This is a genomic window from Photobacterium sp. S4TG1 (assembly GCF_036040035.1).
GTDB lineage: Bacteria > Pseudomonadota > Gammaproteobacteria > Enterobacterales > Vibrionaceae > Photobacterium.
In genome coordinates this window covers 87970-113508 of the sequence record NZ_JAYXUH010000004.1, presented here as the reverse complement: position 1 = coordinate 113508, position 25539 = coordinate 87970, and the positions used below count along the sequence as shown (strand labels likewise).

Below are 25539 nucleotides of genomic sequence, written 5' to 3'. Positions count from 1 at the left end.
GTTGTATTTGAGACAGGTAGAAAAGGGCACAGATAACATTCGGCAGCCATATTATGATGATTTATTGATGAATCGCGTTATAGAAGCGATGAAAAAGCGTTAGTGTGATTGCAAGAATGGCACAGACGATAAGTGTAATACCAAGATTGCCCACTATTGCCGCTTTATGTAAACCTGCACCAATAATGAGATAATAAAATAACCCAAGAAGTGCACCAGCGCTGCCTAAATGATCTCTATAGTTATTTAATGCAGTACTTAATAGGTTAGGTAAAGCTAAACCAAATGATAAAGAGACAAAAATCATCGGTAAGAAAAACCAAATGGAGTTTTGTAATAGATAAACGCTACTACTACTTATTAGCAATATGATAGAGGCTAAGGTAATGATTGTTTGCGGTATAATTTGTTGGCGTAATAACCGCATATTAAACATAGCTCCAAAGATTGAACCTAAAGCTAGAACAGCGCTGGTATAACCGAATAATTTAATGCTGACATTTAATTTTTCAAACATAAAAGGAGCAAGGCTATAATAGGAGAATAATGCAATATTAAAAATGGCAACCATTAATACGATGTACCAAACATGAAGGTCTTTTAGCATTTTGATAGCGACGAAAAGTAAGCTACCGCGTTGGGTGTGAGCTGGTTTTGTTTCAGGCAATTGCATCAAACACCAACAGAGTAATCCACTTGTTAGTATTGCCATGCCAATAAATACCCACTTATAGCCACCATGAACGGTTAGCCAACTGCCTACTAACATACCAATAATAGGGCTGATGCCAATGGCGGTTCCAATAATAGAAAATGCTCGCCCGAGTTCTGGCCCTTGGTAACAGTCACGAAGAATAGTTTGGGTACAGACTGATCCTACCGCAGCTCCAAATGCACAACAACTAAAGCTGATAAGAAGTAATGTAAATGTTGATGCGTATAAAGTGAAAATAGCAGAACTAATAAAAATAATGAGCCCAACCAGTGTTGAATGACGACGTCCTATGGTGTCACACATCCTTCCCCAAAAAACGACCCCAATAGCAAAGGCAACAAAGAATACTGACATTCCTTGTGCCGCTGTTGAACCAATAACACCAAAATGCGTTTTAATCGAGGTTAATGCAGGGCTGTACATGGTTTCAATGATCTGCGGAAACATTAATAATGTCACCGCTAATGGTATTGATATTTTATTAATATTGTTATTCATATTATTTTTTATAAATCCCATGATGTTGTTCTAAAGATATAATTTCTGGTTATTTTTTAATTCATGCGTGCAAGAGTTAAAGTAAATATACGTATTGTTTCATCATGGCAATTATTATAAGGTGCTCATTTTTGAACTTATATTAATATAAAGACTATATATATTAATATAAGGACAGGTGGTGGCAGTAATGGCATATATTGAAGATAATCAGCAATTTTGTCCCAATGACTTTGATGGTTTAGTGATTGGTCTTGCGGCGAATGTTGGTGATCATAATTCTGGCGAGCATCGGCATGATAAAGATCAACTCTTATTCTCGCATCATGGATGTATGGTGATCACCCTTGCCGGAGTTAAATGTGTGTTACCGCCTATGCGTGCAGCTTGGATCCCTGCAGGGATGTTGCATAATGCGCAAATGACCAATGTAACGCAGTATCGCTCATTGTATTTTGATCCAGTATTACAACCACAATTGAGTCGTGACATGAAGATTATTGATATTAATCCATTGATGGCTATACTGCTTGAAAGAATGTCGATGTGGGCGTTTGATAAACCTAATAAGGAACAATTAAATTCGGTTAACTTATTGATAGAAGAACTTAATATTGCAACTGAAAGTCATTTTAATTTGCCATTACCAGATGATGTTCGATTGGCTAAGTGGCTTGAAGAGATTAATAACCCCAATTTTATTGCACCAACGCTCGCTGATCTTAGTCTGTTAGTAGGAGCAAGTCAGAAAACCATTACGCGTATTTTCAGTAAAGAAACGGGAATGCCATATCAAAGTTGGCGTCAACAATGGCGGTTGTTAGCTGCAATTGAATTATTGTCGCAACATCAACGTATTTCTGATATTTCATACCGTTTAGACTTTGCGAATGATAGTGCTTTCATCAGTTTCTTTCGTCAAAAAACAGGTTTTACCCCCCTTAATTTCATGACTGAATTTAAATCATAATTTTTGGACACATAATATTTTAATAAAGACAGTATTAAGATGAATATTTGTCGTCATTGACTCATTTTTTGTGAAGATTTAACCACGAATAAACATTTAAATAACCCGTAATATTGTAGAATATATATTCTACGCTAAGCTCTCATCTTGATATTTTTTAAGTTGAATGTTGATGTTAATAAGTCATGATAGGCTTATTAATTACCGCAGTAATACAGATTGTATTGAGATAATAATTATTGTCACTGTGAGAGGGATAACAGATTAATAGGGACATCTATGCCTGTTTGTTGTACTAAACATCAGTCTACTCATATTTCTACACCTTTGATCTTATCGTTTGATGAGACATTAACTTTCTTTCCATTTGTGTTGGAGTTTTACGATTGGCGAGACGGTTTGATTATGTATCGTGCTTATCGTGATGGGCACCGTGAGTTATTAGAAGGCAGCTGCTCTTTTTATATTGAACATATTGAATCACTGGCTGGTGGCAAGGCATGGATTGAAAGTATACCCGAGGGGTTAGTTGATAAAGCCCGTGCTTATGCTGATTTGGGTGTTTACATGCTTAAAATGGCAGCCATGAGTGATAAAGCTCGCCATTTATTAGCCCAACGGCCAATATTGCTTTATCTAATGTGTGAACGTTATCCATTAGATCACGAGCAAGTATTAGCTTTATGCGAGTTAGGACAACGTAAGATCTTAGCCAAATTAGGGCTAGCATCGTGTCGTTCTGCGCTACGTTTTATTGATCGTATTCAAAGTGATTTTTCCACCCGTTCAGTAGTGATTGTTATTCATCGTCTACTTGATCCTGAAATGATGACATTTAAACTTTTTCGGCATTATTCAGTAATCACAACCTTAACATTACAAGTGTATTTACAGTGGCCAACACTGACCGGTACCAAATTAGGCTTTTATTTAATTACAGCGTCGCCGCGAGAACGGCTGCGGATTAATCAAATATTATCAGACGTGTTTCAGTTAGGTTATCGTGTACTTGATGTTGATTCAGTGCGACGTATCCATGCTGTAACATCGTATGATGAGTTGAAAAAATTACATGATCGATGGTTAATTGCTCAAAAAACAGCAAAAGTTATACCAGATCCAAGTTGCGACAAGGAGTATGAGATTCCTTTTGAAGGCAATAGTAATATTGTGCCTATTCGAAATTACCAGCAACTTGAACTTGAAGGCATTGAACAAAATCATTACGTTGCTATTTATCATCACCGTATAGTTAAAGGTGAGTATTTAGTCTACAAAATGCATATGCCAGAACGCGTTACCATAGGATTAAAGCGCCATTATTTAGCCAATGGGCGGGCGAGTGATATTTATACTGTTGATCAAATTCAAGCTCGAAATAATCGTTTACCGTCGTATGAAACGTTAGAGACAGTGTATAGCTGGCTTGATAGTGTTAGAAAATAATAATGTGATTATTACTAGAATATGAGCCATAGATCTTAAATCGCATATCACTATCAATATGCGATTTAAGATCAGAGTGCTGATTTTTAATCAAGATCAGAGCGTTTAAGAATCAAGTTAGGGTTAGGGCAATTATTACGGTAAAAATCCAATTGGAGAGGATCAACAACCCCAATATAGTTATCGATATTAGCTCCTATATTTTCAATGATCTGTAAATGAAGATGTGGAGCCCAACCACCATTTTCTTCTGTGGTGCCTATCGCCGTGAATTGTTGACCTGCTTTTATAAAATCGCCAACTTGTAATTGCGTATGAGCAGCTTGGTGAAGATGACCATATAAAGTAAAAAAGGATATTCCCTCAAGCTGGTGGCGTAGAATAATCGTTGGGCCATAGTCCCCCTCGTTTTGGTGATTAGCAATACTATGAACTTCACCATCTAATGGTGCAAAGACTGGCGTTAAAGAGGGGACGCCTAAATCGATTCCTATATGAACGGTACGATTTTTACTGTCATTAAAATTCGCTTTATCTTGATAAATCATACGCTGCTCTGCATAACGACCAATCACTATTTGTGCGTCTATTGCTGTTGCTTGACGAGTTATTTCATCAGCAAAACTGTGATTGGCGCTAACACTTTGCCAAAGCGCACTGCTAGGGGAAAGATCAACAACGAGACCGCTACCAAATTGATATTGTTCAGGAATCACGCAATGGAACTGATGAGCTTGAAGTATTTTAGTTAAGAGAGTCATGTCGGTGGTCCTATTCATTCTTTTAATTCGTTGCGGTAACGATAATCACTGTTTTTTTAGGGACGATAATCATCGCAATCACATAACCGATGGCGGCAATTGCTGTCGGTAGAATTAAATCAATATTGACAAATACACTGGTCAAATAGCCACTTAATGTCCATGCAAGACCAACCATAGCGCTTGACATTGCCATTACCCAACCTTGATCTGCTTCACTGGCTCTGTCTGATAATGCCGTAATGTAAAAAGGAAATGCAATCGCAACCATGACTGCAGTAAATATCATCGCAGCAATGTGTGTATTTGGTGTTGGTGTTATCGCTAATAAAATCATACCAATCGCTGCGAATAGGGTTGTGATCCGTAATGCAGTGAGTACGTTAATACGCGCGAGAATCAATCGAGGAAGAAGTAGTAGCGAACAGATCATGACAACACCAATAGCCATCATAAAATATTGGTAGAAGCTGCTTTCTACACTAATGTCCCATTTCTGAGGGAAAATAAACGCGATATTTTGAAAGTATAAACTCCAACTAAATTGGCAAATAAAAACGATCGCTAAACAAGCCAATAAACCTGATTGGCTACGTTTTAATGGGGCAACAAAAGACAGTGGATTTTCATTGTGTAAAGTGACTTGCAGTGGCAACCGAACCATTTGTAATAGCACCAAGCAAAAGATAGCAATAATAAGACATGCATAAAATGGTGCTTGAGTGCCATAGGTTGCTGATAATTTACTGCCTAATGCTGGGCCAAATGACATTGCCGCTGTCATTACCACTGCCACCATACTCATTAATGTTGCTTTGGTCTTTCCTCGGCTATTGTCAGCAAGAATTGCTTGTGCAATTGGTTGACTAGCAGAGCCAAGGCTATTGATCATGTTTCCTGCAAATAACAATGCAATTGATCCGATCACAATGGCATAGATCGGCATTGCAAAACCAATCGCAGCAATGATCAAACATAAGATCATGGTTACTTTACGGTTAAAGCGGTCAGCAAAACGGGCAATGAATGGGGTGAAAAACATGGAGATAAAGGGAGCGGCTGACATCACCGTACCAAATAAAGTACGACGTTGTTCGATTGGCATATTTTGTGCGATAGCAAGTGAGTGATCAGTTAAAAATAAACTCACATACGCTGGGATCGTAATAAAAAATCCCGCAGAGCCAAGGAAGATAATGCAATAGAGCGTAAATAAGGTGGTAGGTTTTAACGCCAAATGGTGAGTTGTCGTTGGCATATGCTGTGAGATCCTGACTGCGAGAATAATCGACTATTTTAATCAGGTATTACGATGAATCAAGTTATTACTGGTTCAGATATTAATAAATAAACAACGCCTTGTGGGTAAAGACCAATCACAAGGCGTATGTTTAAGCGACTAACGAGGAGAATTACTGGTTAATAGTAATCTCATTGTCCAAGTCTTTTAATGCCATTTTTTGAACGTTAATGCCAAACATCATCATGATTAGGCACCAGTTTAAGTAAGGTAATTTACCTGCACCTAAACTTTCAGTGACGTTCTCTGGTTTCCAGTTAAATAATGCCGCGATATTTTCAGTGGTCATTTCTGCAAATAAACCGCTGTCGATCAATTTTGCGAACTGATCGCTAGTTGGGCAAACAAACGTATTTTGACTGCCAAACGCAGAAGGCTTAAATAAGCGTAATACACGTTTGATCTCTTCAACTTCAATTATTTTGCCATTGGTTGCGATGTTAGGTCGGCCAATCAGTGCGGCAATAAAACACCAGCAAGGGTAAGGGATTGAAGAAACATCCAATGGCTCTTTTTTATATTTAGCAGTCCAATTACAGATGTTTTTTTCTTGTAGACCCGTAGCTAATGTAAGTTGCTTGGCATCATAACCATTATCTTTTAAAAGGTTAATAGCTTCTGCAACTTCAGAAACTAAAGGCTTGCTCCAAGTTGCAAAAGGGGTAAAGACATTTTCTCTAATCAAAACGATATTCCAATTGACAGTGTAATACAGGTGTTTTGCTAATTGTTGACGATCATACGTGTTCGGCGCTGTATGTCTATTAATATCCGCCGATATAAATAAGATAGAAACAAGTTATTTATTGCAAGTGGTAACAATGCTATTAAAAATAATTTTCTCATAACACTAGACGACTGGTCTAGTCGGACTTATAGTTAGTGTATGAAAACGAAAACAAACGATACACGTCAGCATATTTTAGATATTGGTTACCAACTTGTGGTGAGCAAAGGATTCACAAATGTTGGTTTGTCAGAAATTTTAAAAACAGCAGCGGTACCAAAAGGTTCTTTTTATCATTACTTTAAGTCAAAAGAGCAGTTTGGTGAGGCGTTAATTCATCATTATTTTGAACAATATCTAGAGCAGGTTTCCGCTATTTTAGTACAAGGTAAGGGAACGGGTTTTGATCGTTTGACTGACTATTTTTCACGCTGGTTAACCATTGATAACGGCACTTGTAACGCTAATAAATGCGTAGTGGTTAAGCTCAGTGCTGAAGTCTCTGATTTGTCTGAACCGATGCGGGAAGCTTTGAAAAAAGGGGCTTACAGCATTGTAAACCTAATTACGTTATGCATTGATAATGGCATTAAAGACGGTTCAATTACGGTAAAAGATAGTCAATTAACGGCTCAAACATTATATCAATTATGGCTTGGTGCTAGTTTGTTTTATAAGCTTAGCCAAGACGTTACAGTATTACAGCAAGCGCTTGCAACAACCAAAACGCAGCTACAGTCAGTAGTTTAGTAGTGGTCAGCTATTAATTATCCCATTATTTAATGATGGGATTTTTTGAAACTCAGCACTAGACGACTGGTCTAATATTTAATAGAAAAAGAAAAGGATAGCTCAATGACAAACGTAAACCGCAAAATCGTATTAGCATCTCGCCCTGTTGGTGCTCCAACAGCTGATAATTTTCGTCTAGAACAAACCGTTGTTCCGGTGATTGGAGGCGGGGAGATTCTACTGCGAAGTGTGTATTTATCATTAGATCCTTATATGCGCGGTCGTATGAGTGATGCTAAATCATATGCTGATCCGGTTTCGATAGATGAGGTCATGGTTGGTGGTACGGTATGTCAAGTTGAGCAGTCTAACCATGCTGATTTTACAAAAGGTGAGTGGGTATTATCTTATTCAGGTTGGCAAGATTATGCTGTATCAAATGGTGACGGATTAATTAAATTAGGTATGCAGCTAACACATCCATCCTATGCCTTAGGGGTGATGGGAATGCCTGGTTTTACTGCCTATATGGGCTTGCTTGATATTGGTCAACCTAAGCCGGGTGACACGATTGTTGTGGCGGCTGCAACTGGTGCCGTGGGTTCAATGGTGGGGCAGATTGGTAAAATTAAGGGTTGTCGAGTTATTGGTGTCGCAGGTGGCGAAGAAAAATGCCGCTATGCTAAAGATGTGCTAGGGTTTGATGATTGTATTGATCATAAAGCTGATGATTTTGCGGCACAACTGGCAGCTGTTTGTGATAACGGTATTGATATTTATTATGAAAATGTTGGTGGTAAAGTCTTTGATGCAGTATTGCCGTTACTTAATACTGGTGCGCGTATTCCATTATGTGGCTTGATTTCTCAGTACAATGCGACTGAGTTACCTCAAGGACCTGATCGCATGTCGATGCTAATGGGAACGTTATTGGTTAAGCGTATTAAGATGCAAGGTTTTATTATCTTTGATGATTATGCTGATCGTTATGATGAATTTGCCACAGATATGAGCCAATGGTTAGCGGAAGGTAAAATCCATTATCGTGAAGATTTAGTGCAAGGGTTAGAAAATGCCCCTCAAGCGTTTATTGGTTTATTAGACGGTAAGAACTTTGGCAAACTTGTTATTCAAACCAATCAAGCTCAATAGTAAGGTGAATAGAATATGATCACACTTCATCATTTAAATAAATCACGTTCAAAACGTATTATTTGGTTGTTAGAAGAGCTTGGCTTAGCTTATGAGGTAAAACCATACGAGCGTGACGCTGTCACTTTTCTAGCGCCGCCAGAATTGAAAAATATTCATCCGTTAGGTAAATCACCTGTTATTGAAGACAACGGTACGGTAATTGCGGAGTCTGGTGCTATTACTGAATATTTAATTCAGACGTATAGCCCTAATTTAGCACCTAAGGCTGGAACAACTGCTTACATTGAATATTTACAATGGCTTCATTTCGCTGAAAGCTCGGCTATTTTACCGTTATTATTAAAGATGTTTGTGGCTAAAGATGGAGCTAAAACCAACTTCTTAGAAGGTTATGCTGACATTGAAGCAGAAAAAGTTATTGGGTATTTTGAACAAGCTCTTGAAGACAAAACATACTTAGTTGAAGAGCGGCTTACTGGTGCTGATATCATGATGTCGTTTATTGCTGAAATACTGCAAAACAACGGTATGATTATCAATTATCCTAATATTCAACGCTATCAAACACAGTTAGCAACGCATGATAAATTTGTTAAAGCGCAACAGATTGAGCAGCAATTGGAATAACTGTTTTTTATTTTGTATTAAAGGTCACTTTTGAGTGACCTTTTTTGTTATATGGCAGTTATCAAATAATGAAGTCTCGATTAAGATTGATGTCGAGGGTGGGTATTATCGATAATAATATCTTTGCCTGTTTGTGTTCGCATAATAACGTGGGGTCGACCTGCATACAATGCCAATAAAGCCCATACAACACAAATACTTGCGGCCATTAATAAAGGCAATAGCCAACTGGCAGTCATTTCGTGTAACGAGCCAAAAATAATAGGACCGCTTGCTGCTAATAGATAGCCCATGCATTGCGCCATACCCGATAATGCGGCGGCTTGGTGTGCATCATGAGTACGAATTCCAACAAAAGACAGACCCAAAATAAAGCCACCACCACAACTAAAACCAATACAAATCACCCATAGAATGGCATGTTCAGGTATTAATAGTAGCCCTAAAATACTTGAGAATGACAGTATTGCGATTGCGACGCTCATACCACGTTTATCTTTTATTTTTACCATCAGTGGAATAAGGACCAACGCAGGAATAGCTGTTGATAATTGAAATATGCCGTGAATATAACCCGCTTGATTCTCTGTATAGCCATTAGCAACCAATATGCTTGGTAACCAACTGATAAATATATACATAACAAATGAGTTAAGACCGAGAAATATTGTCACTTGCCACGCAGCGGCTGAACGCCATAAATAACTATGGCTATCTATATCTGCCGTATCAATTGACGGACGAGTACGAGTATTTAACTGCGGTAACCATACTAAAATAGACAGTGCAGGAAACACAATGACGCTAGCCAATGAAAACGCCCACGATGGTATAGCGCTAATATGGAGTTTTTCTGCTAAGTTTAACAGCGGAATAGCAGTGCTAGAACTGATGGTTGAGCCAATCCCCATAACAAGTACATAGATGGCTGTTAATGTTGGTACTTGAGTTGGAAAGTCTCTTTTAAGCAAACTGGGTAATAAAACATTACCAATCGCAATACCTATCCCAATAATACAAGTTCCTAAAAAAAGCGTTGCCATTGAGCCTGATGAACGAATGATAATCCCTAATGAAACCAGTGTCAGGGCGATCATCAACGAAGATTCAAGGCCTATTTTTCTTGCTAGCCCAGAAGATATAGGTGAGAAAAGGGCAAAGGCAAGCAAAGGTAGTGTTGTTAACATACCTGCTTGTGTTGATGATAAATGAAGATCATGAGAGATAAATTCTAGAATTGGACCCAAACCTGCAATAGGGGCGCGAAGGTTACTTGCTATTAATAAAATACCTATAATTACTAATGTAGGATGTGAGAGTTTACGAATGGAGTGTGACATACCTGCCTCCTATAAAAAGATGGAGGTCATAATAGGCTTTACATTCATTTCTTTATTTGGTTGTATTGACATTTTATAGTCTAAAACGGTCATATTATGAATGTTAAAACCAATATTATGGGGTTTGATACCGATCTATATCCACAAAAGGTACTAGCATTACGGGTTGCGGGTATTGAAAAAGAGGCAGAAATGCCATTCCACCAACATTATAAAGGTCAATTAGTGATGCCGTTAACGGGGTTTGCTAAATGTCATATTGATGATGCGGTGTGGATGGTGCCATCACATTGCGCCGTTTGGATTCCGAGTCAGGTTCCGCATAGTAATCATATTTCAGTAGATGCTGATGTGTGTATGCTGTTTGTTGATCAAGATGTTATTGGAATGCCAAATAAAGCATGCACGCTTTCTATTACTCCATTATTGCGAGAGCTAATTATTCGTCTGGCGCAAGAGCAACAGAATTACGCTAAAGAAGGCACCGTAGCACGTTTAGTCGAGGTGTTGGTCGATGAATTAATCGTTATGCCAACTGAGCAGTTTGATTTTCCTATTCCGTCTGAACCTCGGTTACACCAAATAGCACAATGTTTATTAGCAAGTCCTGGAGACCGAAAAACCGTGGGTGAATGGGCGATACAATTTGCGATGAGTGAACGTACCTTAGCACGCTTGGTTAAACATGAAATTGGATTGACCTTTGGTCGCTGGCGAGGGCAGTTACATATTGTAGTAGCACTGCAAAAACTTTCGATGGGAGAATCCGTACAACGTGTAGCAGAAGATTTAGGCTATGAATCAGTCAGTGCTTTTATTTTGTTTTTTAAAAAAACCTTAGGACGACCGCCAAAAAAATACATGAAACAACGATAATTAACCTCTCTTACTATGACTATCTATATGTAAATAGGCGAGTTGTGAAAAATAATATAAGCATAGTGCTCAGTGGTTGTGCATGGTAAATTAAGTAACTTATTTAGTCTGTGTTGTTTTGAGTAAGGAATACGTTATGTCCCGATGGTTAGCCTATCATGGTGACAGTATCTATTTAGATGAATTGATTTATCAGCCTGAACATTCATTAATTCAGCAAAGTGTCGAATCGAATAAAAAGCGCGTTATACGTGCGAATGGCGATGGCTTTGGTTTAGGCTGGTATTCTCATCGTGCATTACCGGGCTATTATCATGATATTTTACCCGCATGGGGTGATGAGAATTTACGCTCGTTAGCGCATCATATTAGTTCACATCGTTTTATGGCACATATTCGTCATTCAACAGGCTCGCAAGTCTCTCGAGTAAATTGTCATCCGTTTGTTCTTGATAATTGGATGTTTCTGCATAATGGTCAAATCAGTGGTTTTGATCAGGTAAAATTCACGTTAGTCCGTCAATTAACCGAAGCGCTATTTTTAAAACGAGTTGGCACGACTGACAGTGAATTAATTTTCTTGATGATGATTAAAAATGGGCTTCGTATTGACCCTATTGCTGCGATTAATCAAACTTTATATGAAATTGAACAAGCAATGGAAGATAAGTCGATAACAGGGCCGTTAAAAACATCGCTTTGTATTTCAGATGGTGAGCAATTTTGGGTGGTTCGTTATAGTTCAGACCATCAGCCACCACCGGTGTTTATTCAGTGCTTAGACAATAAAACGATCCTTGCTTCTGAACCATTAGATCATTCTGATTCATGGCAAAAAATTCCACGTCAAACCATTACACATATTGTTAATCATCATTGCACGCAGCATGACTTAATTATTGATTAATCAGGAATGTGTAATATTGAAAAGGCAGTCTTAATCGGGCTGCCTTTTTAATATCTGCTTAGTCATAACTCGCGAAATTAACTGTTTTGTTACACAGTATTGAGGTTGAGTATAGTCATAAGACCGTTAGTTAAGCGCCTGTAAATGGATAAATAGCATTGGTATCTAATGTCATCTTAGTAATAATTCTATTTTGAAGATTATTCGCTGTTGCCATTGCTTGATTAGTGACCGTTAATTCAAAATTATTCAGTAGCGCTTGTGCTTTTTGAGGTTCAGTTTTATAGATTGCTAAATAATCTTTTTGTGTTTGTGCCATAAGTGCGGCTTGTTTCTTTTCAAATTCGGCATAGGCTTTTTTAACCATTGGTGCAAACTGATTATAGTCAGTCATTGCAAGGGTTTGTACTTTACGTAACTGCCAATAGGCTGACAAATTATCGGCCATGGTGCCGACGCCTGTTTTGTAAATAGCCGGAATTTTCGCGCCTTGATAAAACGCAATATAAGGGGTGAGATCGGTCATGCCCCAGCCAATATAAGCTACTTCTCCGATCGCCTGAGGTAATACTGGATTAATTTGGAGAATATGAGATTGGTAGGCTCTAAAGACAGAAATGGGACGGTAAGTTTCTTTAGGGTTAACGTTAGTATAAGGATCATGGGAAGTACCTTGATAATGATTTCGTAGCCCTTGTTTAACATCATCGATCGATAATTTATGTGCAGGCTCAGCAAAGACAGGAAAACCTTGTGGATCGGCTAAAGTTGTTTTAATACCGCTACTGTACATATGCTGTAAAGTATGTACGCGTGGATAATTATAAAGACGATCGTTGTTGTTATCGATGGAATAGGCACGGTGAAAATTAAAAGGGCCATCTTGCTGAGGTTTATAAACACCTTGAGCAATCGCAAAACTGATTAGCGTTGAACTTGAAAGATATTTATCTGTGTTATCAGGATCAAATTGTTGTAATCGGCCTTGATTAGCAGAAACAAAATAGTCGTTATTATCGAGTTTGGTTGCCATCCATTGATGACCGCTGCCTGTTTCTAAATACCAAATTCCCGTTTTATCAACAAAAGCAACGCCAAATCCTTCTGCAGCCCCTTGCTTTTCAATAATTTCACCTAAAAGCTGCACGCCTTCTTTAGCTGATTTCGCTCGCGGTAAAATGACATTAACAATTGAATCTTCATTGATACCCGCTTTTTCATTGTAAGGATCAACGGCAAGGACAGTGGGGTTATTATAAATAGTTTCCGTGGCTGACATTCCAATTCCAAGCTCATTAAAGCCCGCAGAACCAAAAGAAGTGTCATGCGTTTTTGCTTTAGAAAAACTGCTATAAGCAAGACTGGTTGCAGGTAAAGGGTAAGTAAACGCATTGCTACTAGAGCGAAATTCACCCGTTTTATTCGTTTGATGAGGATGATTAAACCAGTGCGGATTGACTAATGGGCTATGGTCCGCATTCCTCGCAATAATATAGCTGCCATCTGTTGTGGCTTGGTTACCGATTAAAATTGTCGTGCAAGCTAAAACTGATGGGGAAATTGTTGCCGAGACTACTGTGTAAAGTAAGGTGTATTTCATAAGATACCAATCCATTGCCGTTAAAAAAGTGCTTATTACTATAGGGCATCGAAATTGGGGTATTTGCGTGAAATATCACACTCAATACATCGTCTAAAATAGTTAAATGATAACTAAGTTTGCATCGATTCATTTAAAATTTGTTTGTTCAGTAACCATTTTTAAGTTTTGATATGATCAAAGTTTAATGAGTATTTTTGATGGTTGCGATTATATTTATTTCTCAAAAAGCAAATTTGTATGACAAGTTATAAGTTTATGTTTTCAAATTACAATCTTATGAAATGATGTATTAAATGTCTTTTTCTTTGAAAATCATAGAGAAAATTTAACTAGCGTTACGGTTTGGATGCTGATAGTGTGTCTTCCCTCACACACAGCGTGAGACATTTATGCGACGCAATACAAGTCAAATTAGCAACAACGTAGCTCCAAATATAGTTATGGGACTAAAAGGTTTAGACAATAAACTCGTTCCAGCTCTAACGATTGGGTTCATCACCTTATTCGTTCTTTCTGCTTTAATTGATATGCCTGCTTTTACCTCGATGATTCAAACATCATTCAGCTCTGCTGCAAACAGCTTTGGTTCAAGTTGGCAGTGGTTGATGCTGGTTAACTTTTTTCTGGCACTCATTGTAGCGATTAGTCCACTAGGTAAAAAAGTGATGGGCAGCGTTGCTAAACCAACTATTGGCACTTTTCGTTGGTTAGCCATGATCATGTGTACGCTACTTGCTGGTGGCGGTGTTTTTTGGTCAGCCGCTGAACCTATCTATCATTTCATGACACCTTCACCAACATTCCCTGGTATAGAAGGTGGTACGCTTGCCGCAGTAACGCCAGCATTAGATCAGGCCTTTTTACACTGGGGTTTTCTTGCTTGGGCTGTACTTGGTACACTTTCAACGATTGTTTTAATGTATGCTCACCATGAACATGGCATTAAACTTCGTCCACGCGCTTTATTATTCCCACTTTTTGGTCATCGTTTAGAGAATCATTGGGTCGGCAGTGTGATTGATGCATGTTCAATTATTGCTGTTGCGGCGGGTACTATTGGACCTATTGGTTTTTTAGCTTCTCAGTTAGGTTATAGCCTCGAGTTATTAACAGGCTTAGAAAACAATACTCAATCTCAGCTTATTATTTTAGCTGTTGTGGTGGCTATTTATTCTGCTTCGGCTGCATCTGGTATGGATAAAGGCTTACAGTGGTTATCACGCCTTAATGTTATCGGCGCATTTGTACTGTTAGCTGCAATGCTAATCTTAGGGCCAACAACCTTTCTATTAAAAGAGTTCGGCACGGCATTTGGTAGCTATATACAAAACATGGGTTCAATGAGTTTGACGACTGCAAAGCCTGAATGGAATTTATGGTGGACATGGTTCTTCTGGGGATGGTTCATTGGTTTTGCACCAATGATGGCAATCTTCATTGCTCGTATCTCTGAAGGTCGTAGCATTCGCAGTTTAATCTTGTGTGTTGCTGTTGGTGCGCCAATTGCGACAAACTTTTGGTTTGCCGTGCTAGGTGGTACTGGTATCTCATTAGAGCTAAATAACCCAGGAATGATTTCAGGTCCGTTGAATGATGGCGGTTTACCTTCAGTATTGTTAGCAACACTGTCTAATTTACCGTTAAGTTACATTTTATTACCGGCATTTTTAGTGTTAACCACAACATTTGTGGTGACCACTGGTGATTCAATGGCATATTCAATTGCGATGGTGGTTTCTGGTGATAATGAACCAAGCAGTAAACACCGTTTATTTTGGGCAATTACCATGGGGGTTGTGGCTGCAGTGTTGTTATTAGCTGGTGATGGTGGTTTAAATGCATTGCAATCCTTTATTGTTATTACTGCAGTGCCAGTATCATTACTGATCGGGCTAACACTATTAAGTGGACCTATAGCGGCATTGAAAATGACCTGTGCATCTAAAACAGCAAAAGCAGCATAATGAGACCGCTGTGATTTTGGGTGTTAAATTAACAAAAAACCGAAAGTGTTGTGCTTTCGGTTTTTTTTTTCGCTTTATTTTGAGCATTGAGAGAGGCGGCATTATTTTGTTTCTATATTGCCTTGTTGTATTTTTGCTTTACAACGGTTGACTAGGGCATGGGTCATGCCTCGAAAAATAAACAAATGGGCTGGCATCATCGCAAACCAATACAGTAGCCCCATAAAACCTTTTGGATGCCACCACGCACGAATGTCGATAGTTCGATGATCACCACAATCTTCAATGGTAAATTCTAATCGGCCTAAACCAGGCGCTTTCATTCCAAATAATAGTGATAGGAAATGATTTTTCTCAAGGCTGATCACTTTCCATGAATCAATTTGATCGCCTAATTGTAACTGTTGAGGATCACGCCGATAACGCTTGAGAGCATCGCCACCAATCATGGCATCCATCCATTCTCGTATTCGCCATAATCCATTGGCATAAAAATAGCCTTCTTCGCCACCAACAAGTTGTACCTGACGCCATAAGTCTTCGCAGCTTGCATCAGTTTTAAGCGTATAACCTGCTTGTTTAGGATAATAGCCATAGCCCGTTTGCCAGCGTAGTAGGGCATCAGGATCAAATCCCCAGATTTCGCTTTTAACGACTTCAGCATTCATGACCAGTGTTTCTTGAATTGCTTCTTCATAGCTGATCAGATGTTGAGGTATTCGACGTTGAAGTTCACTGCCGTCAGCAGGAAGATCGCAACTTAATCCTCCAATAAGTGCGCGGGCAATATTCGTTGGAACCGACGTTATAAAACGAAGCCAATAGGTTGCCATTTGAGGGCTTAACCATCTCAATGGAATTACTTTAATTGTTTTACCATGGACTTTGCTTAAGCGAACCATTTGATCTTTGTAGGTCATTTGTTCAGGACCCGCGACATCTAAGATAAGGTTGTCGTCATAAGGGCAATCAATAAGTTGAGTGAGATAATAAAGTAAGTTACGCAGGGCAATAGGAGAGTTACGTGAAGTGACCCAACGCGGAGTTAACATTACAGGTAAGTGATAAACAAAGTCTTGCATGACTTCAAATGCGGCAGATCCCGGCCCAATAATAATCCCTGCTCGAAGTTCAGTGACACATTTCCCGCTATCACGAAGAATATTACCTGTTTCTTTGCGTGCCATTAAATGTTTCGATTGGCTGGTTGGTGATTGTAATGCGCCAAGATAGATCAGATGTTTTACTTCACTTAGGGCAAGATACTGACTAAAATTTTTAGCGCAATCGAGTTCAAATTCAATAAAATCATGACCATGATTCATACCATGAACCAGAAAATAAACGGTATCGATATCTGTAAATAGATCCGTTAAATCTTGGTTAATGTTTAAATCTAATTCAACTAACGTTAGATTATCAATATTTCCCCAGCCACGTTTCTCTAATAGCTTGAGGTTCCGTCCAGTTGCTGTTATGTGATGGCCTAATTTTAATAAATCAGGCACAAGATGACTGCCAATATAACCAGAAGCGCCAACGACAAGTATATTTCTGCTCATTAAATAACCACTCTAAATTCCGTTTTGCGATATAAATAGGCAAAAAGTTCTGTTCTTAAATTTTTTAATATCGCCTTTAAAGATAATGGCTTTTTATTGATTAAAAGCAATAATAAACTGCAAAAGATGATAGTTTTTACTGGTTAATATGATTATTATCACCATGATTGTTATGGGTTTTTATGCATATGGTTGTGCTGATTCATTTAATAACAAAATAGAGCGATATAAATTAACCAAATCAGCGGGATAATTAAACTATTCGTATGGTTATTAATTCATTTATATGTATTTTTATATGATAGTTATTAAATTAAAATTAGAAAGATAAAAAATTTTTTAATGATATTTTTTTAACCCTAATGGTAGCTGTTTGTTGTTTAAGAAGAATATTCGAAAAAGAAAGCGTGATAAAAGATAATACTTATATAGCTAAGCTGTTCTGTGAGGAATAAAATAGGTATTATTGAATAACTATTTATTTTAATGATTCGATTTTTAAAATAAAGAGTGATTAATTTGTAATGTAAGCAAACGTTGGTGATTGAACATGTTACGACTATCTGAACTCTGCAAAGGGTATCTAGACGGTACCGAGTTTCATTCTGTGCTTCAGGGCGCTAATTTATCTTTAAATTCTGGAGAGCAATTAGCACTTATGGGAGAAAGTGGTTCAGGGAAAAGTACATTACTGAATTTAATTGCGGGGCTTGATAAACCTGAATCAGGTGAAATATGGCTCGGTGATACGGCAATACATGCAATTTCTGAACGTGAACGAACGGCCTTTCGTCGTGAAAATATTGGCCTTGTTTTTCAACAATATAATTTATTACCAACGTTAACTGTGGCTGATAATATTCGTTTTTGTCGTCAGCTAAAAGGGCTTCCTGACGATGACAAGCTATGGTTGAAGCTAATTTCTGCCTTGGATTTAATGTCATTATTATCTCGTTATCCTGAAGAAATTTCAGGGGGACAACAGCAACGTGCTGCCATTGCGCGTGCTATTTATATGGAACCGACATTGTTATTAGCGGATGAACCAACAGGGAGCTTAGATGAACGCAATGCAGATGCTGTTATTCGATTGCTGATTACCTTAACAAAACACCTCAACTGCACTTTATTAGTTGTTACCCATAGTGAGAAAGTTGCTGCACATATGCAAGGCTGTATTCGCTTACAGGGAGGTCAGTTACATGTTACGCCCCGTAGCTAGTGCGCTTTGGGGACACTATCGTCGTCACCCATTACAAATTGTTTTAGTATGGCTTGGATTAACACTGGGTATTGCATTATTAGTTGGTGTAATGGGCGTTAATCAACAAGCAAAAGAAAGCTACCGTAAAGGCGAACAACTTTTTTCTAATCCTTTTCCATACCGTATTCGCCACGCTCAGATTGGCATGACTGTACCGCAAGGTTTTTACATTCAAATGCGTCGAGCGGGGCTTAAAACGTGTGCGCCATTAGTCGAACATCGTATCATTACAGAAAAACAACGAGATTTTCAATTATTAGGTATTGATCCTGTAGCGATCTTTGGTGCTGTTAAAAATAGCGCCATGAATGGTAGTAAAATTCAGCTATTACAATTAATGCGCCCTCCGTATCCGATTATGCTAGGTCAGCATTTGGCGAGTTATATTGGTATTAAAGACGGAGATATGCTTACGCTTAATTCTGGGCGTCAAATAGGTCCGATGAAAGTGATCAATGACAGTCGTATGAATGATTCTCGTATGATTGCTGATATTGCTTTGCTGCGAGAGTTACAACCGAGTTCTGGTTTTAGCGCGATTGTATGCGGTGAAATGAGTAGTAAACAGTTAACGAAATTGACACATATTCTGCCTCCAGGATTGACGCTTGAACGTCAACATAATGCTAAGTTAGAACCACTAACCAATGCATTCCATTTGAATTTATTTGCTATGGGTATGCTGGCATTTGTAGTGGGATTATTCATTTTCTATCAAGCAATGTCGCTTTCTTTAGCACAACGACAACCGTTAGTGGGTATCTTGCGTCAATTAGGTGTAAGTGGGACGCAACTTGCTGGAGCATTGATTGGTGAATTGTGCTTATGGGTATTAGTGGGTCTGGTTGGCGGTAATCTTATTGGGTTGTTACTTGCACAACAATTATTGCCATCGGTTGCTGCATCATTAAATGATTTATATAACGCCAATGTCGGCTTACAAGTACATTGGAATTGGCAATGGGGGGCTGCAAGTTTAGCCATTGCTGTTTTTGGCTGTGCTTTTGCTTGTACATGGCCGGTGGTACGTTTAGTGAAATCGCCACCAGCACGACTTGCAACGCATTTATCTTTAGTGCGTTTTAGTGGTCGAGAATTTGCGTGGCAAGCCTTGTTTTCCTGTGTTTTTATTATTGGAGCAGGGATTGTTTATAAATTAGCTCATGGGCAATTAACCGGATTTGTTTTAATTGCCTTTATTCTCATTGCTTCTGGCTTAATGATGCCTTATTTGCTGTGGTTACTGTTTCATTTTCTTGGCAATATCAGTAGTAAAGCGCGTATGCGATGGTTTTTCTTTGATGCTGCGGCGAGTTTAAGTTATCGCGGTATCGCTGCAATGGCCTTTATGCTGGCATTAGCGTCTAATATTGGAATGGAGACAATGGTTGGCAGTTTTCGTAATACAACGGAAAATTGGCTTGAGCAGCGTCTAGCAGCGGATATTTATATTCGTCCTTCAATGAACATGGCACCACGGATATCAAAATGGCTGCAACAACAACCTGAAGTTGATCAAGTGTGGTGGAGCCGTCAAAAAGCGACTCGCTCAAGTAATGGTACGATCCAAGTTATGAGTATTGGGCAAACATCAGGTGAGCAAAACGCGTTGTCAGTAAAGGTAAGCCTCGATAACTATTGGCAGCAATTACATCATGATCGTGCCGTTATGGTCAGTGAATCTATGGCGTTGAAACACCATTGGCAGCCAGGTGATTTTATTGACCTTCCTGCTCCTATGAATAAAAACTGGCATGTTGTTGGTATTTATTATGATTATGGTAACCCGTATGGACAAGTCTTAATTTCCCAGCAAAAATGGCAACGTTTTTGGCCTCATTCAGGGCAAGTAGGATTAGGGATTCATTTAAAAAATAGCGCGAATTCAGAACAATTATTAGCGAAATTAGGTGAACGCTTCCTGTTACAGCCTGAGCGAATACGCAATAATGCGGCATTAATGAAGCAAGCAATGACAGTATTTGATCGCACTTTTGTTGTGACATCAACACTGGGTAATCTAACTTTGTTCATTGCTATTTGTGGTTTGTTCTTTGCGACAATAGCAGGTGAAATCTCACGGCAACGACAGTTTTCCTTATTACGTTGTATGGGAATGACTGGGGTTGAATTATCGTTATTAGGAGGCGGGCAATTATTAGTTATTGGTTTGATGACTGCCTTGATAGCACTACCATTAGGTCTACTTTTAGCACAACTTTTAATTGATGTTGTGCTGAAATATTCCTTTGGTTGGACGATGCAAGTTCAATATTTTCCTTATGATTATTTTATGACGTTAGGCACAGCTTTATTAGCATTGCTCGTTGCTGGAGCATGGCCAGTATGGCGTTTAGTTCATCGGTCTGCGATTTTATCTTTGCGAGAGTCATTTTAATGAAAGTTTCAACTCAGCAAGCTCGTTGGCATTTATTTTCTTTATCTATAATGTTAATGGGAATGATGCTGTTAAGTGGTTGTGATAATCAACCAACGAGAAGTAATTCAGTAAAAATGCTTACGCAGTCTAAAGATTTTGTGTTTGAACCTGTGTTAAAAGGGGAACCGATCTCGTTTCCTAAAGATCATGGTGAGCACCCTGAATATCTTGCTGAGTGGTGGTATTTAACGGCTAACCTTAAAACGGAAGCAGGAAAAGAAATTGCGGTGCAGTGGACGTTATTTCGCATGGCGACCAATGACGAAGATTTGAGTGGGTGGAAAACACCTCAAATGTATATGGCACATGCTGTTATTACAACGGAAGATAAAATTTGGGCGGCGGAAAGATTTGCGCGTGGTGGAATTGGACAAGCGGGAGTTAATCTTAAACCTTTTCGAGCATGGCTAGATAATTGGTCATGGCGAGCGGCGACCAGTGATCCTTTTCCTGGGCGCCTTGAGTTTTCCGATAATGATATGTCTGCGCGATTAAGCATAAACCAAAAAGGGGCTATCGTTTTACAAGGAGATAAAGGATACAGCCAAAAACATCCCTTATTAGGTATTGCTTCTTACTACTACAGTGCTCCATTTTTAGATATAAATGGAACTATTATATTAGATGGCAAGCGATATAAAGTGAGCGGTCGCGGTTGGTTTGATCGTGAGTGGAGCAGTAGTATGCTCAGCGCCAAGCAACAAGGTTGGGATTGGTTTGCTATTCACCTTAATGACGGCAGTGCTTTGATGGTATCGCAATTGCGTGAAGAAGGACAAAGACCCTATTTTATTGGTTCACGCTCTTGGCCTGATGGTCGAGTGGTAGAGTTAGATAATAACCAAATTCGAATGAAACCGATGCACTTTTACAAAGTGAGTGGTATTTCATTTCCACTTAACTGGTTAATTGAAGTGCCATCACAAGGACTAAAACTCCAGACCAGTGTTGTTCGTCAAGATCAATGGTTACATTTTATGTTTCCTTATTGGGAAGGTTCGATAAAGGTCACTGGAACCCAAGGCGGCAAAGGGTTTATGGAACTTACTGGTTATGAAAACAAATAAGGAATATTGATAAATGTTGAGTAAACACGCCCAACGGATAAATAATCAAAATAATTTTTTCTACTTAACTTTAGCATTAGTGTTTTTATTAATTAGCGCATCTTTAGATAAGGTTATTACAACGGGTTTATTGCAATATATACTAGAAGTTTTTACGTTTATTACTTTTGGTATTTGCTTATTGAGTTTACGCTTTGATAAAAATTGGTTCCGCTTTTTATCATCATTAGTGGTTGCGTGGCTGATAGCTGTGATTACTCGAACCGTGTTAGGCATTGAAGAAATAGAAATTATCATGCTGTTATTGATGTTTGTTTTCTTCTATGGCACGTTTCGTTCAATTATGCGCCAAATACTTTTTACAGGTTCGATTAACAGCAACAAAATCATTGGCTCAATGGCATTGTTTTTATTGCTCGGTTTAATGTGGGCTATTGGTTATTTAATTCTTATCCATTTTTTACCAGACTCATTTCAAGGCCTCAATAAGGGAGCATGGCATGAGAATTTTGCTGATGCTGCTTACTTTAGTTTTGTTACTTTAACCACATTAGGGTATGGCGATATTTTGCCCGTAATGCCGATTGCTAAAGTCTTTGCTTATCTTGAAGCAATTGTTGGCGTATTTTATATGGCGATTGTGGTATCAAGTTTAGTTAGTTCAAGTCGTGAGCAATATTTTATTGATCATCTCGATGACTAATCTGTAGTCTGAAGCCGTGAACATTGAATTATAAATAAGAGAATAATCATTAAGGTTATTCTCTTTTTTCATTTAGTGCTATTTTGCTAAGACTGACTAAATAGTGATATATATAAATTTACTATGTCACTGGTTTATTATTTTGTGGTGTGAAGGTGATATGAATCGCTTCTTTAAGAAAGTTTACCAATATATAAATCCCTCCGTTAATCCTGATTTGGCACCTGCGTTTGATGAATGGCAGAAACATATTCCTACATTGTGGTTATTAGGTAAAACCGGGGCGGGAAAATCAACCATTATTCAAACGCTCACAGGAAGCAGTTTGGTTGAGATTGGCAATGGTTTTCAGCCATGTACACGTACCGCGCATCATTATCTTTATCCTGCAGAAAACCCATTGGTGTGTTTTTTAGATACACGAGGATTAGGTGAAGCAGATTATGATCCGACTGAAGACATTGCAATGTGCAGTGGTAAAAGCCATGCATTAATGGTGGTAATGAAAGCAGAAGAGCCCGAACAGTCCGGCTTATTGGCAGCATTAAAACAAATAAAGCGCAGTGGTAAGATAAAACATTTATTGGTTATTCATACTGCGGTGAACAGTATTGTTGATATTCAAGAACGCCAGCGTGCGATTGAATATAATCATCAGCGAGTGATGGATGTGTGGGGAATTAAAGCCGAGCAATGGCAATTAGAAACTATTTATCAGCCAATTGTGGTTGATTTTATTCCTGATGAAGACCAATTGATTGGTATTGATTCACTTCACCATGCTTTAACTGATGCGCTTCCGATGTTGAGTTTGTTATCAAATCAACAAGCCCATACTAGCCGTGAAGAACAAAATTTTTATCAGTTACGCCAAGAAGTGTTGTGGTATGCAGGTGCGGCGGGTGCCAGTGATGCGATCCCTGCTGTTGGATTATTCAGTGTGCCTGCTATTCAAGGCAAAATGCTACATAGCCTTGCTAATCAATATGGTGTCAGTTGGAATAAAAAAGATTACGCTGAGTTTGTAGGTATGTTGGGTTCTGGTTTCCTGTTGCAATATTTATCTAAATTAGGGCTTAACCAATTAGTTAAATTTATTCCTGCATACGGTCAAACGGTGGGGAGTGCAACGGCTGCAGCGATGAGTTTTTCATCGACTTATGCAATTGGTCGTGCTGCTTGTATGTATTTGTATCATCGAAGTAAAGGTGAGTCGATTTCAAAAGACCAAATTAAATTGGCTTATCAACAAGCATTTACCACAGTCAAGCAGGTTGCAGATCGACAACAATTAAGTAAATCATCACCTAAGAAGGATCACCAATGAAACGGGTGAGTAAGAGTTACCAATTAATCAATCAACTCTCTGAAGGTTTTTTACCGCTACTGATGTTAGCGGTATGTTTGCCAATCATCGTATTAGCGGGGTTTGGTGTTGTCGATCTAATTCAACAAGGACAATGGTTATTATTTTTTGCCATTATTGCTGGTGGTTGTCTACTGGCTTTTCTGCCTTATTGGTGGTTGCGCCGTAAACGTGTGGTTGCAAACGCTGTAATGGATGACATAGCACCATTACACGTAACGGCCAATCCACAATGGAGCGAGCACGATCAACAAGTGTGGCAACAAATGACACTGGTGATTGATAAGCAGCTAGCTGAAGATTCAGCATGGGAAAGCCTACAAGCTCACGCTTATGTTTTAGTGGCTGATGTTGCAGCGCAATACCATCAACAATCAAGTTCGCAAAAGTTAGCATTTACGGCGCCAGAGTTTTTAATGATGGTTGAAGAGGTCAGTCGTCGTTATCGTCACTTTCTGCAACAACACGTTCCTTTTTCAGAGAAGATCACCTTAACGAGCCTTAAGCAAGGTTATGCGATTAAAGATAAAATGGGGTATGCAAAAAGTGCGTATGATATCTATCGTTTATTTCGAATTGCAACACCAACAGGTTGGCTAGCGGAAGTCCGTGGTCTGGTTGTTGGTAAGTTGTTTGATGACGTCAGTGCTGAAGTTCAAAGCAAACTAAAAGCGACGTTATTACAAGAAGTCGCTTCAGTTGCGATTGATTTATATAGTGGTCGTTTTAAGCTTGATGATGCAGCAGTTCCGCATAGTCAGCTTCAAGACCAAGATCAGCAAGCAACCGCGATTGCAGTAGAGCCGTTACGTGTGGCGGTTGTTGGCCAGGTGAGTGCGGGTAAATCTTCAGTGATTAATGGCTTAGTAGGCGAAATTGCAGCTGAAGTTAGCGCGTTACCGTCAACAGACAAAGCCACAACCTATAAATGTGAAGTTGAAGGGTTAGATTTAATCAATCTGATTGATTTACCTGGTATTGATGGCAGTGCTGATACTGAGAAAAAATTACTGAAGCAAATGACTGAAAGCGATGTAGTCATTTGGGTATTGAAAGCGAATCAATCATCACGTCAATTAGATGTTACCCTAAAAAGTGCTTTTGATTCGTTTTATAAGCAACCTCAAAATCAGCAAAGAAAAGCGCCTAAATTGATCATGCTGGTTAACCAAGTCGATAAACTTAAACCTGTTGAGGAATGGTTACCGCCGTATGATCTTGAGATGCCACAAACAGACAAAGGGCAGATTATTAGTGATGCTGTGAAGTATAACCGCGAGGTGATGCGCGCTGAATATATGTTGCCATTTTCTGTGAGTAGTGATCGTATTCCTTATAATCTTGATTGCTTAAAATCGCAATTACAGCAGGTGTATCAAGACGGAATTAATACACAATTAAACCGTCGTCGAGCGCAAGGTGAAAGCATTGACTACACCGAGCAAGCAAAGCGATTATATCGTTTAGGAAAGCTAGTATTTGATGCTGCAACTAAGTAGTTATTAGTGGCGATAAA

Annotated in this window: 21 protein-coding genes; 14 read left to right on the top strand and 7 right to left on the bottom strand. The window is 38.8% G+C overall.

Annotated features, from left to right (window positions below; all coding sequences use genetic code 11):
* Positions 1–61: 61 nt before the first annotated feature.
* Complete coding sequence (locus VXS03_RS07475; RefSeq protein WP_327762967.1) at positions 62–1213, bottom strand: MFS transporter; 1152 nt, start codon at positions 1211–1213, stop codon at positions 62–64.
* Between the two features lie 190 nt (positions 1214–1403).
* On the opposite strand from VXS03_RS07475, the gene VXS03_RS07470 reads away from it, so the two are divergent.
* Both VXS03_RS07470 and VXS03_RS07465 read left to right on the top strand, forming a co-directional pair.
* Complete coding sequence (locus VXS03_RS07470) at positions 1404–2183, top strand: AraC family transcriptional regulator (RefSeq protein WP_327762965.1); 780 nt, start codon at positions 1404–1406, stop codon at positions 2181–2183.
* A 279-nt stretch (positions 2184–2462) separates the two neighbouring features.
* Complete coding sequence (locus tag VXS03_RS07465; protein ID WP_327762963.1) at positions 2463–3629, top strand: PcfJ domain-containing protein; 1167 nt, start codon at positions 2463–2465, stop codon at positions 3627–3629.
* Positions 3630–3715: 86 nt separating this feature from the next.
* Here the strand turns inward: VXS03_RS07465 and VXS03_RS07460 are convergent, their stop codons facing one another.
* The 3 genes from VXS03_RS07460 to VXS03_RS07450 all read right to left on the bottom strand — a co-directional run bounded on the left by VXS03_RS07460 (position 3716) and on the right by VXS03_RS07450 (position 6375).
* Positions 3716–4390 carry a peptidoglycan DD-metalloendopeptidase family protein gene (locus tag VXS03_RS07460; protein WP_327762962.1) on the bottom strand — a complete coding sequence of 225 codons (675 nt, stop codon included), beginning with the start codon at positions 4388–4390 and terminating at the stop codon, positions 3716–3718.
* 22 nt (positions 4391–4412) lie between these two features.
* On the bottom strand, positions 4413–5648 hold the full coding sequence (locus VXS03_RS07455) for an MFS transporter (protein ID WP_327762961.1): 1236 nt from the start codon (positions 5646–5648) through the stop codon (positions 4413–4415).
* 154 nt (positions 5649–5802) lie between these two features.
* Positions 5803–6375, bottom strand: coding sequence for a hypothetical protein (locus VXS03_RS07450; protein ID WP_327762960.1), 573 nt, complete (start codon positions 6373–6375; stop codon positions 5803–5805).
* Positions 6376–6576: 201 nt separating this feature from the next.
* On the opposite strand from VXS03_RS07450, the gene VXS03_RS07445 reads away from it, so the two are divergent.
* The 3 genes from VXS03_RS07445 to VXS03_RS07435 all read left to right on the top strand — a co-directional run bounded on the left by VXS03_RS07445 (position 6577) and on the right by VXS03_RS07435 (position 8931).
* On the top strand, positions 6577–7167 hold the full coding sequence (locus tag VXS03_RS07445) for a TetR/AcrR family transcriptional regulator (RefSeq protein ID WP_327762958.1): 591 nt from the start codon (positions 6577–6579) through the stop codon (positions 7165–7167).
* A gap of 105 nt (positions 7168–7272) precedes the next feature.
* Positions 7273–8301, top strand: coding sequence for an NADP-dependent oxidoreductase (locus tag VXS03_RS07440; protein WP_327762957.1), 1029 nt, complete (start codon positions 7273–7275; stop codon positions 8299–8301).
* Positions 8302–8316: 15 nt separating this feature from the next.
* On the top strand, positions 8317–8931 hold the full coding sequence (locus VXS03_RS07435) for a glutathione S-transferase family protein (protein ID WP_327762956.1): 615 nt from the start codon (positions 8317–8319) through the stop codon (positions 8929–8931).
* An 80-nt stretch (positions 8932–9011) separates the two neighbouring features.
* Here the strand turns inward: VXS03_RS07435 and VXS03_RS07430 are convergent, their stop codons facing one another.
* Positions 9012–10271, bottom strand: coding sequence for a CynX/NimT family MFS transporter (locus tag VXS03_RS07430; protein ID WP_327762954.1), 1260 nt, complete (start codon positions 10269–10271; stop codon positions 9012–9014).
* A 96-nt stretch (positions 10272–10367) separates the two neighbouring features.
* Between VXS03_RS07430 and VXS03_RS07425 the strand changes: the two genes are divergently transcribed.
* Positions 10368–11147: an AraC family transcriptional regulator gene (locus tag VXS03_RS07425; protein WP_327762952.1), complete on the top strand. Its 780-nt coding sequence runs from the start codon at positions 10368–10370 to the stop codon at positions 11145–11147.
* Between the two features lie 136 nt (positions 11148–11283).
* Positions 11284–12054 (top strand): class II glutamine amidotransferase, encoded by a 771-nt coding sequence (locus tag VXS03_RS07420; RefSeq protein ID WP_327762950.1) that lies wholly within the window; start codon positions 11284–11286, stop codon positions 12052–12054.
* 130 nt (positions 12055–12184) lie between these two features.
* On the opposite strand, the gene VXS03_RS07415 is transcribed toward VXS03_RS07420, so the two are convergent.
* Positions 12185–13654: a C69 family dipeptidase gene (locus tag VXS03_RS07415; protein ID WP_327762948.1), complete on the bottom strand. Its 1470-nt coding sequence runs from the start codon at positions 13652–13654 to the stop codon at positions 12185–12187.
* 392 nt (positions 13655–14046) lie between these two features.
* On the opposite strand from VXS03_RS07415, the gene VXS03_RS07410 reads away from it, so the two are divergent.
* Positions 14047–15621: a BCCT family transporter gene (locus VXS03_RS07410; protein ID WP_419182527.1), complete on the top strand. Its 1575-nt coding sequence runs from the start codon at positions 14047–14049 to the stop codon at positions 15619–15621.
* Positions 15622–15722: 101 nt separating this feature from the next.
* On the opposite strand, the gene VXS03_RS07405 is transcribed toward VXS03_RS07410, so the two are convergent.
* The gene (locus VXS03_RS07405) at positions 15723–17183 is read right to left on the bottom strand and encodes an SDR family oxidoreductase (RefSeq protein WP_327762947.1); all 1461 of its coding nucleotides are present in this window, start codon (positions 17181–17183) and stop codon (positions 15723–15725) included.
* A gap of 550 nt (positions 17184–17733) precedes the next feature.
* On the opposite strand from VXS03_RS07405, the gene VXS03_RS07400 reads away from it, so the two are divergent.
* The 6 genes from VXS03_RS07400 to VXS03_RS07375 all read left to right on the top strand — a co-directional run bounded on the left by VXS03_RS07400 (position 17734) and on the right by VXS03_RS07375 (position 25522).
* The gene (locus VXS03_RS07400; RefSeq protein WP_327762946.1) at positions 17734–18405 is read left to right on the top strand and encodes an ABC transporter ATP-binding protein; all 672 of its coding nucleotides are present in this window, start codon (positions 17734–17736) and stop codon (positions 18403–18405) included.
* Complete coding sequence (locus tag VXS03_RS07395; RefSeq protein ID WP_327762945.1) at positions 18386–20845, top strand: ABC transporter permease; 2460 nt, start codon at positions 18386–18388, stop codon at positions 20843–20845. Before VXS03_RS07400 ends, VXS03_RS07395 begins: the two co-directional genes overlap by 20 nt.
* Positions 20845–21954 carry a lipocalin-like domain-containing protein gene (locus VXS03_RS07390; protein WP_327762944.1) on the top strand — a complete coding sequence of 370 codons (1110 nt, stop codon included), beginning with the start codon at positions 20845–20847 and terminating at the stop codon, positions 21952–21954. The genes VXS03_RS07395 and VXS03_RS07390 overlap by 1 nt, the downstream gene beginning before the upstream one ends.
* Before the next feature lie 13 nt (positions 21955–21967).
* Positions 21968–22657: a potassium channel family protein gene (locus VXS03_RS07385; protein ID WP_327762943.1), complete on the top strand. Its 690-nt coding sequence runs from the start codon at positions 21968–21970 to the stop codon at positions 22655–22657.
* A 160-nt stretch (positions 22658–22817) separates the two neighbouring features.
* Positions 22818–23984, top strand: coding sequence for a YcjF family protein (locus tag VXS03_RS07380; protein ID WP_327762941.1), 1167 nt, complete (start codon positions 22818–22820; stop codon positions 23982–23984).
* Positions 23981–25522 carry a GTPase family protein gene (locus VXS03_RS07375; protein ID WP_327762940.1) on the top strand — a complete coding sequence of 514 codons (1542 nt, stop codon included), beginning with the start codon at positions 23981–23983 and terminating at the stop codon, positions 25520–25522. The genes VXS03_RS07380 and VXS03_RS07375 overlap by 4 nt, the downstream gene beginning before the upstream one ends.
* Positions 25523–25539: the final 17 nt, after the last annotated feature.

What these genes read in the sequence shown, in the direction of transcription:
- VXS03_RS07385 (WP_327762943.1), top strand. Translation starts at nt 21,968, where the DNA reads ATGTTGAGTAAACACGCCCAACGGATAAATAATCAAAATAATTTTTTC.
- VXS03_RS07455 (WP_327762961.1), bottom strand. Translation starts at nt 5,648, where the DNA reads ATGCCAACGACAACTCACCATTTGGCGTTAAAACCTACCACCTTATTT.
- VXS03_RS07470 (WP_327762965.1), top strand. Translation starts at nt 1,404, where the DNA reads ATGGCATATATTGAAGATAATCAGCAATTTTGTCCCAATGACTTTGAT.
- VXS03_RS07475 (WP_327762967.1), bottom strand. Translation starts at nt 1,213, where the DNA reads ATGAATAACAATATTAATAAAATATCAATACCATTAGCGGTGACATTA.
- VXS03_RS07395 (WP_327762945.1), top strand. Translation starts at nt 18,386, where the DNA reads ATGTTACGCCCCGTAGCTAGTGCGCTTTGGGGACACTATCGTCGTCAC.
- VXS03_RS07425 (WP_327762952.1), top strand. Translation starts at nt 10,368, where the DNA reads ATGAATGTTAAAACCAATATTATGGGGTTTGATACCGATCTATATCCA.
- VXS03_RS07460 (WP_327762962.1), bottom strand. Translation starts at nt 4,390, where the DNA reads ATGACTCTCTTAACTAAAATACTTCAAGCTCATCAGTTCCATTGCGTG.
- VXS03_RS07410 (WP_419182527.1), top strand. Translation starts at nt 14,047, where the DNA reads ATGCGACGCAATACAAGTCAAATTAGCAACAACGTAGCTCCAAATATA.
- VXS03_RS07430 (WP_327762954.1), bottom strand. Translation starts at nt 10,271, where the DNA reads ATGTCACACTCCATTCGTAAACTCTCACATCCTACATTAGTAATTATA.
- VXS03_RS07415 (WP_327762948.1), bottom strand. Translation starts at nt 13,654, where the DNA reads ATGAAATACACCTTACTTTACACAGTAGTCTCGGCAACAATTTCCCCA.
- VXS03_RS07435 (WP_327762956.1), top strand. Translation starts at nt 8,317, where the DNA reads ATGATCACACTTCATCATTTAAATAAATCACGTTCAAAACGTATTATT.
- VXS03_RS07375 (WP_327762940.1), top strand. Translation starts at nt 23,981, where the DNA reads ATGAAACGGGTGAGTAAGAGTTACCAATTAATCAATCAACTCTCTGAA.
- VXS03_RS07440 (WP_327762957.1), top strand. Translation starts at nt 7,273, where the DNA reads ATGACAAACGTAAACCGCAAAATCGTATTAGCATCTCGCCCTGTTGGT.
- VXS03_RS07405 (WP_327762947.1), bottom strand. Translation starts at nt 17,183, where the DNA reads ATGAGCAGAAATATACTTGTCGTTGGCGCTTCTGGTTATATTGGCAGT.
- VXS03_RS07400 (WP_327762946.1), top strand. Translation starts at nt 17,734, where the DNA reads ATGTTACGACTATCTGAACTCTGCAAAGGGTATCTAGACGGTACCGAG.
- VXS03_RS07465 (WP_327762963.1), top strand. Translation starts at nt 2,463, where the DNA reads ATGCCTGTTTGTTGTACTAAACATCAGTCTACTCATATTTCTACACCT.
- VXS03_RS07380 (WP_327762941.1), top strand. Translation starts at nt 22,818, where the DNA reads ATGAATCGCTTCTTTAAGAAAGTTTACCAATATATAAATCCCTCCGTT.
- VXS03_RS07420 (WP_327762950.1), top strand. Translation starts at nt 11,284, where the DNA reads ATGTCCCGATGGTTAGCCTATCATGGTGACAGTATCTATTTAGATGAA.
- VXS03_RS07445 (WP_327762958.1), top strand. Translation starts at nt 6,577, where the DNA reads ATGAAAACGAAAACAAACGATACACGTCAGCATATTTTAGATATTGGT.
- VXS03_RS07390 (WP_327762944.1), top strand. Translation starts at nt 20,845, where the DNA reads ATGAAAGTTTCAACTCAGCAAGCTCGTTGGCATTTATTTTCTTTATCT.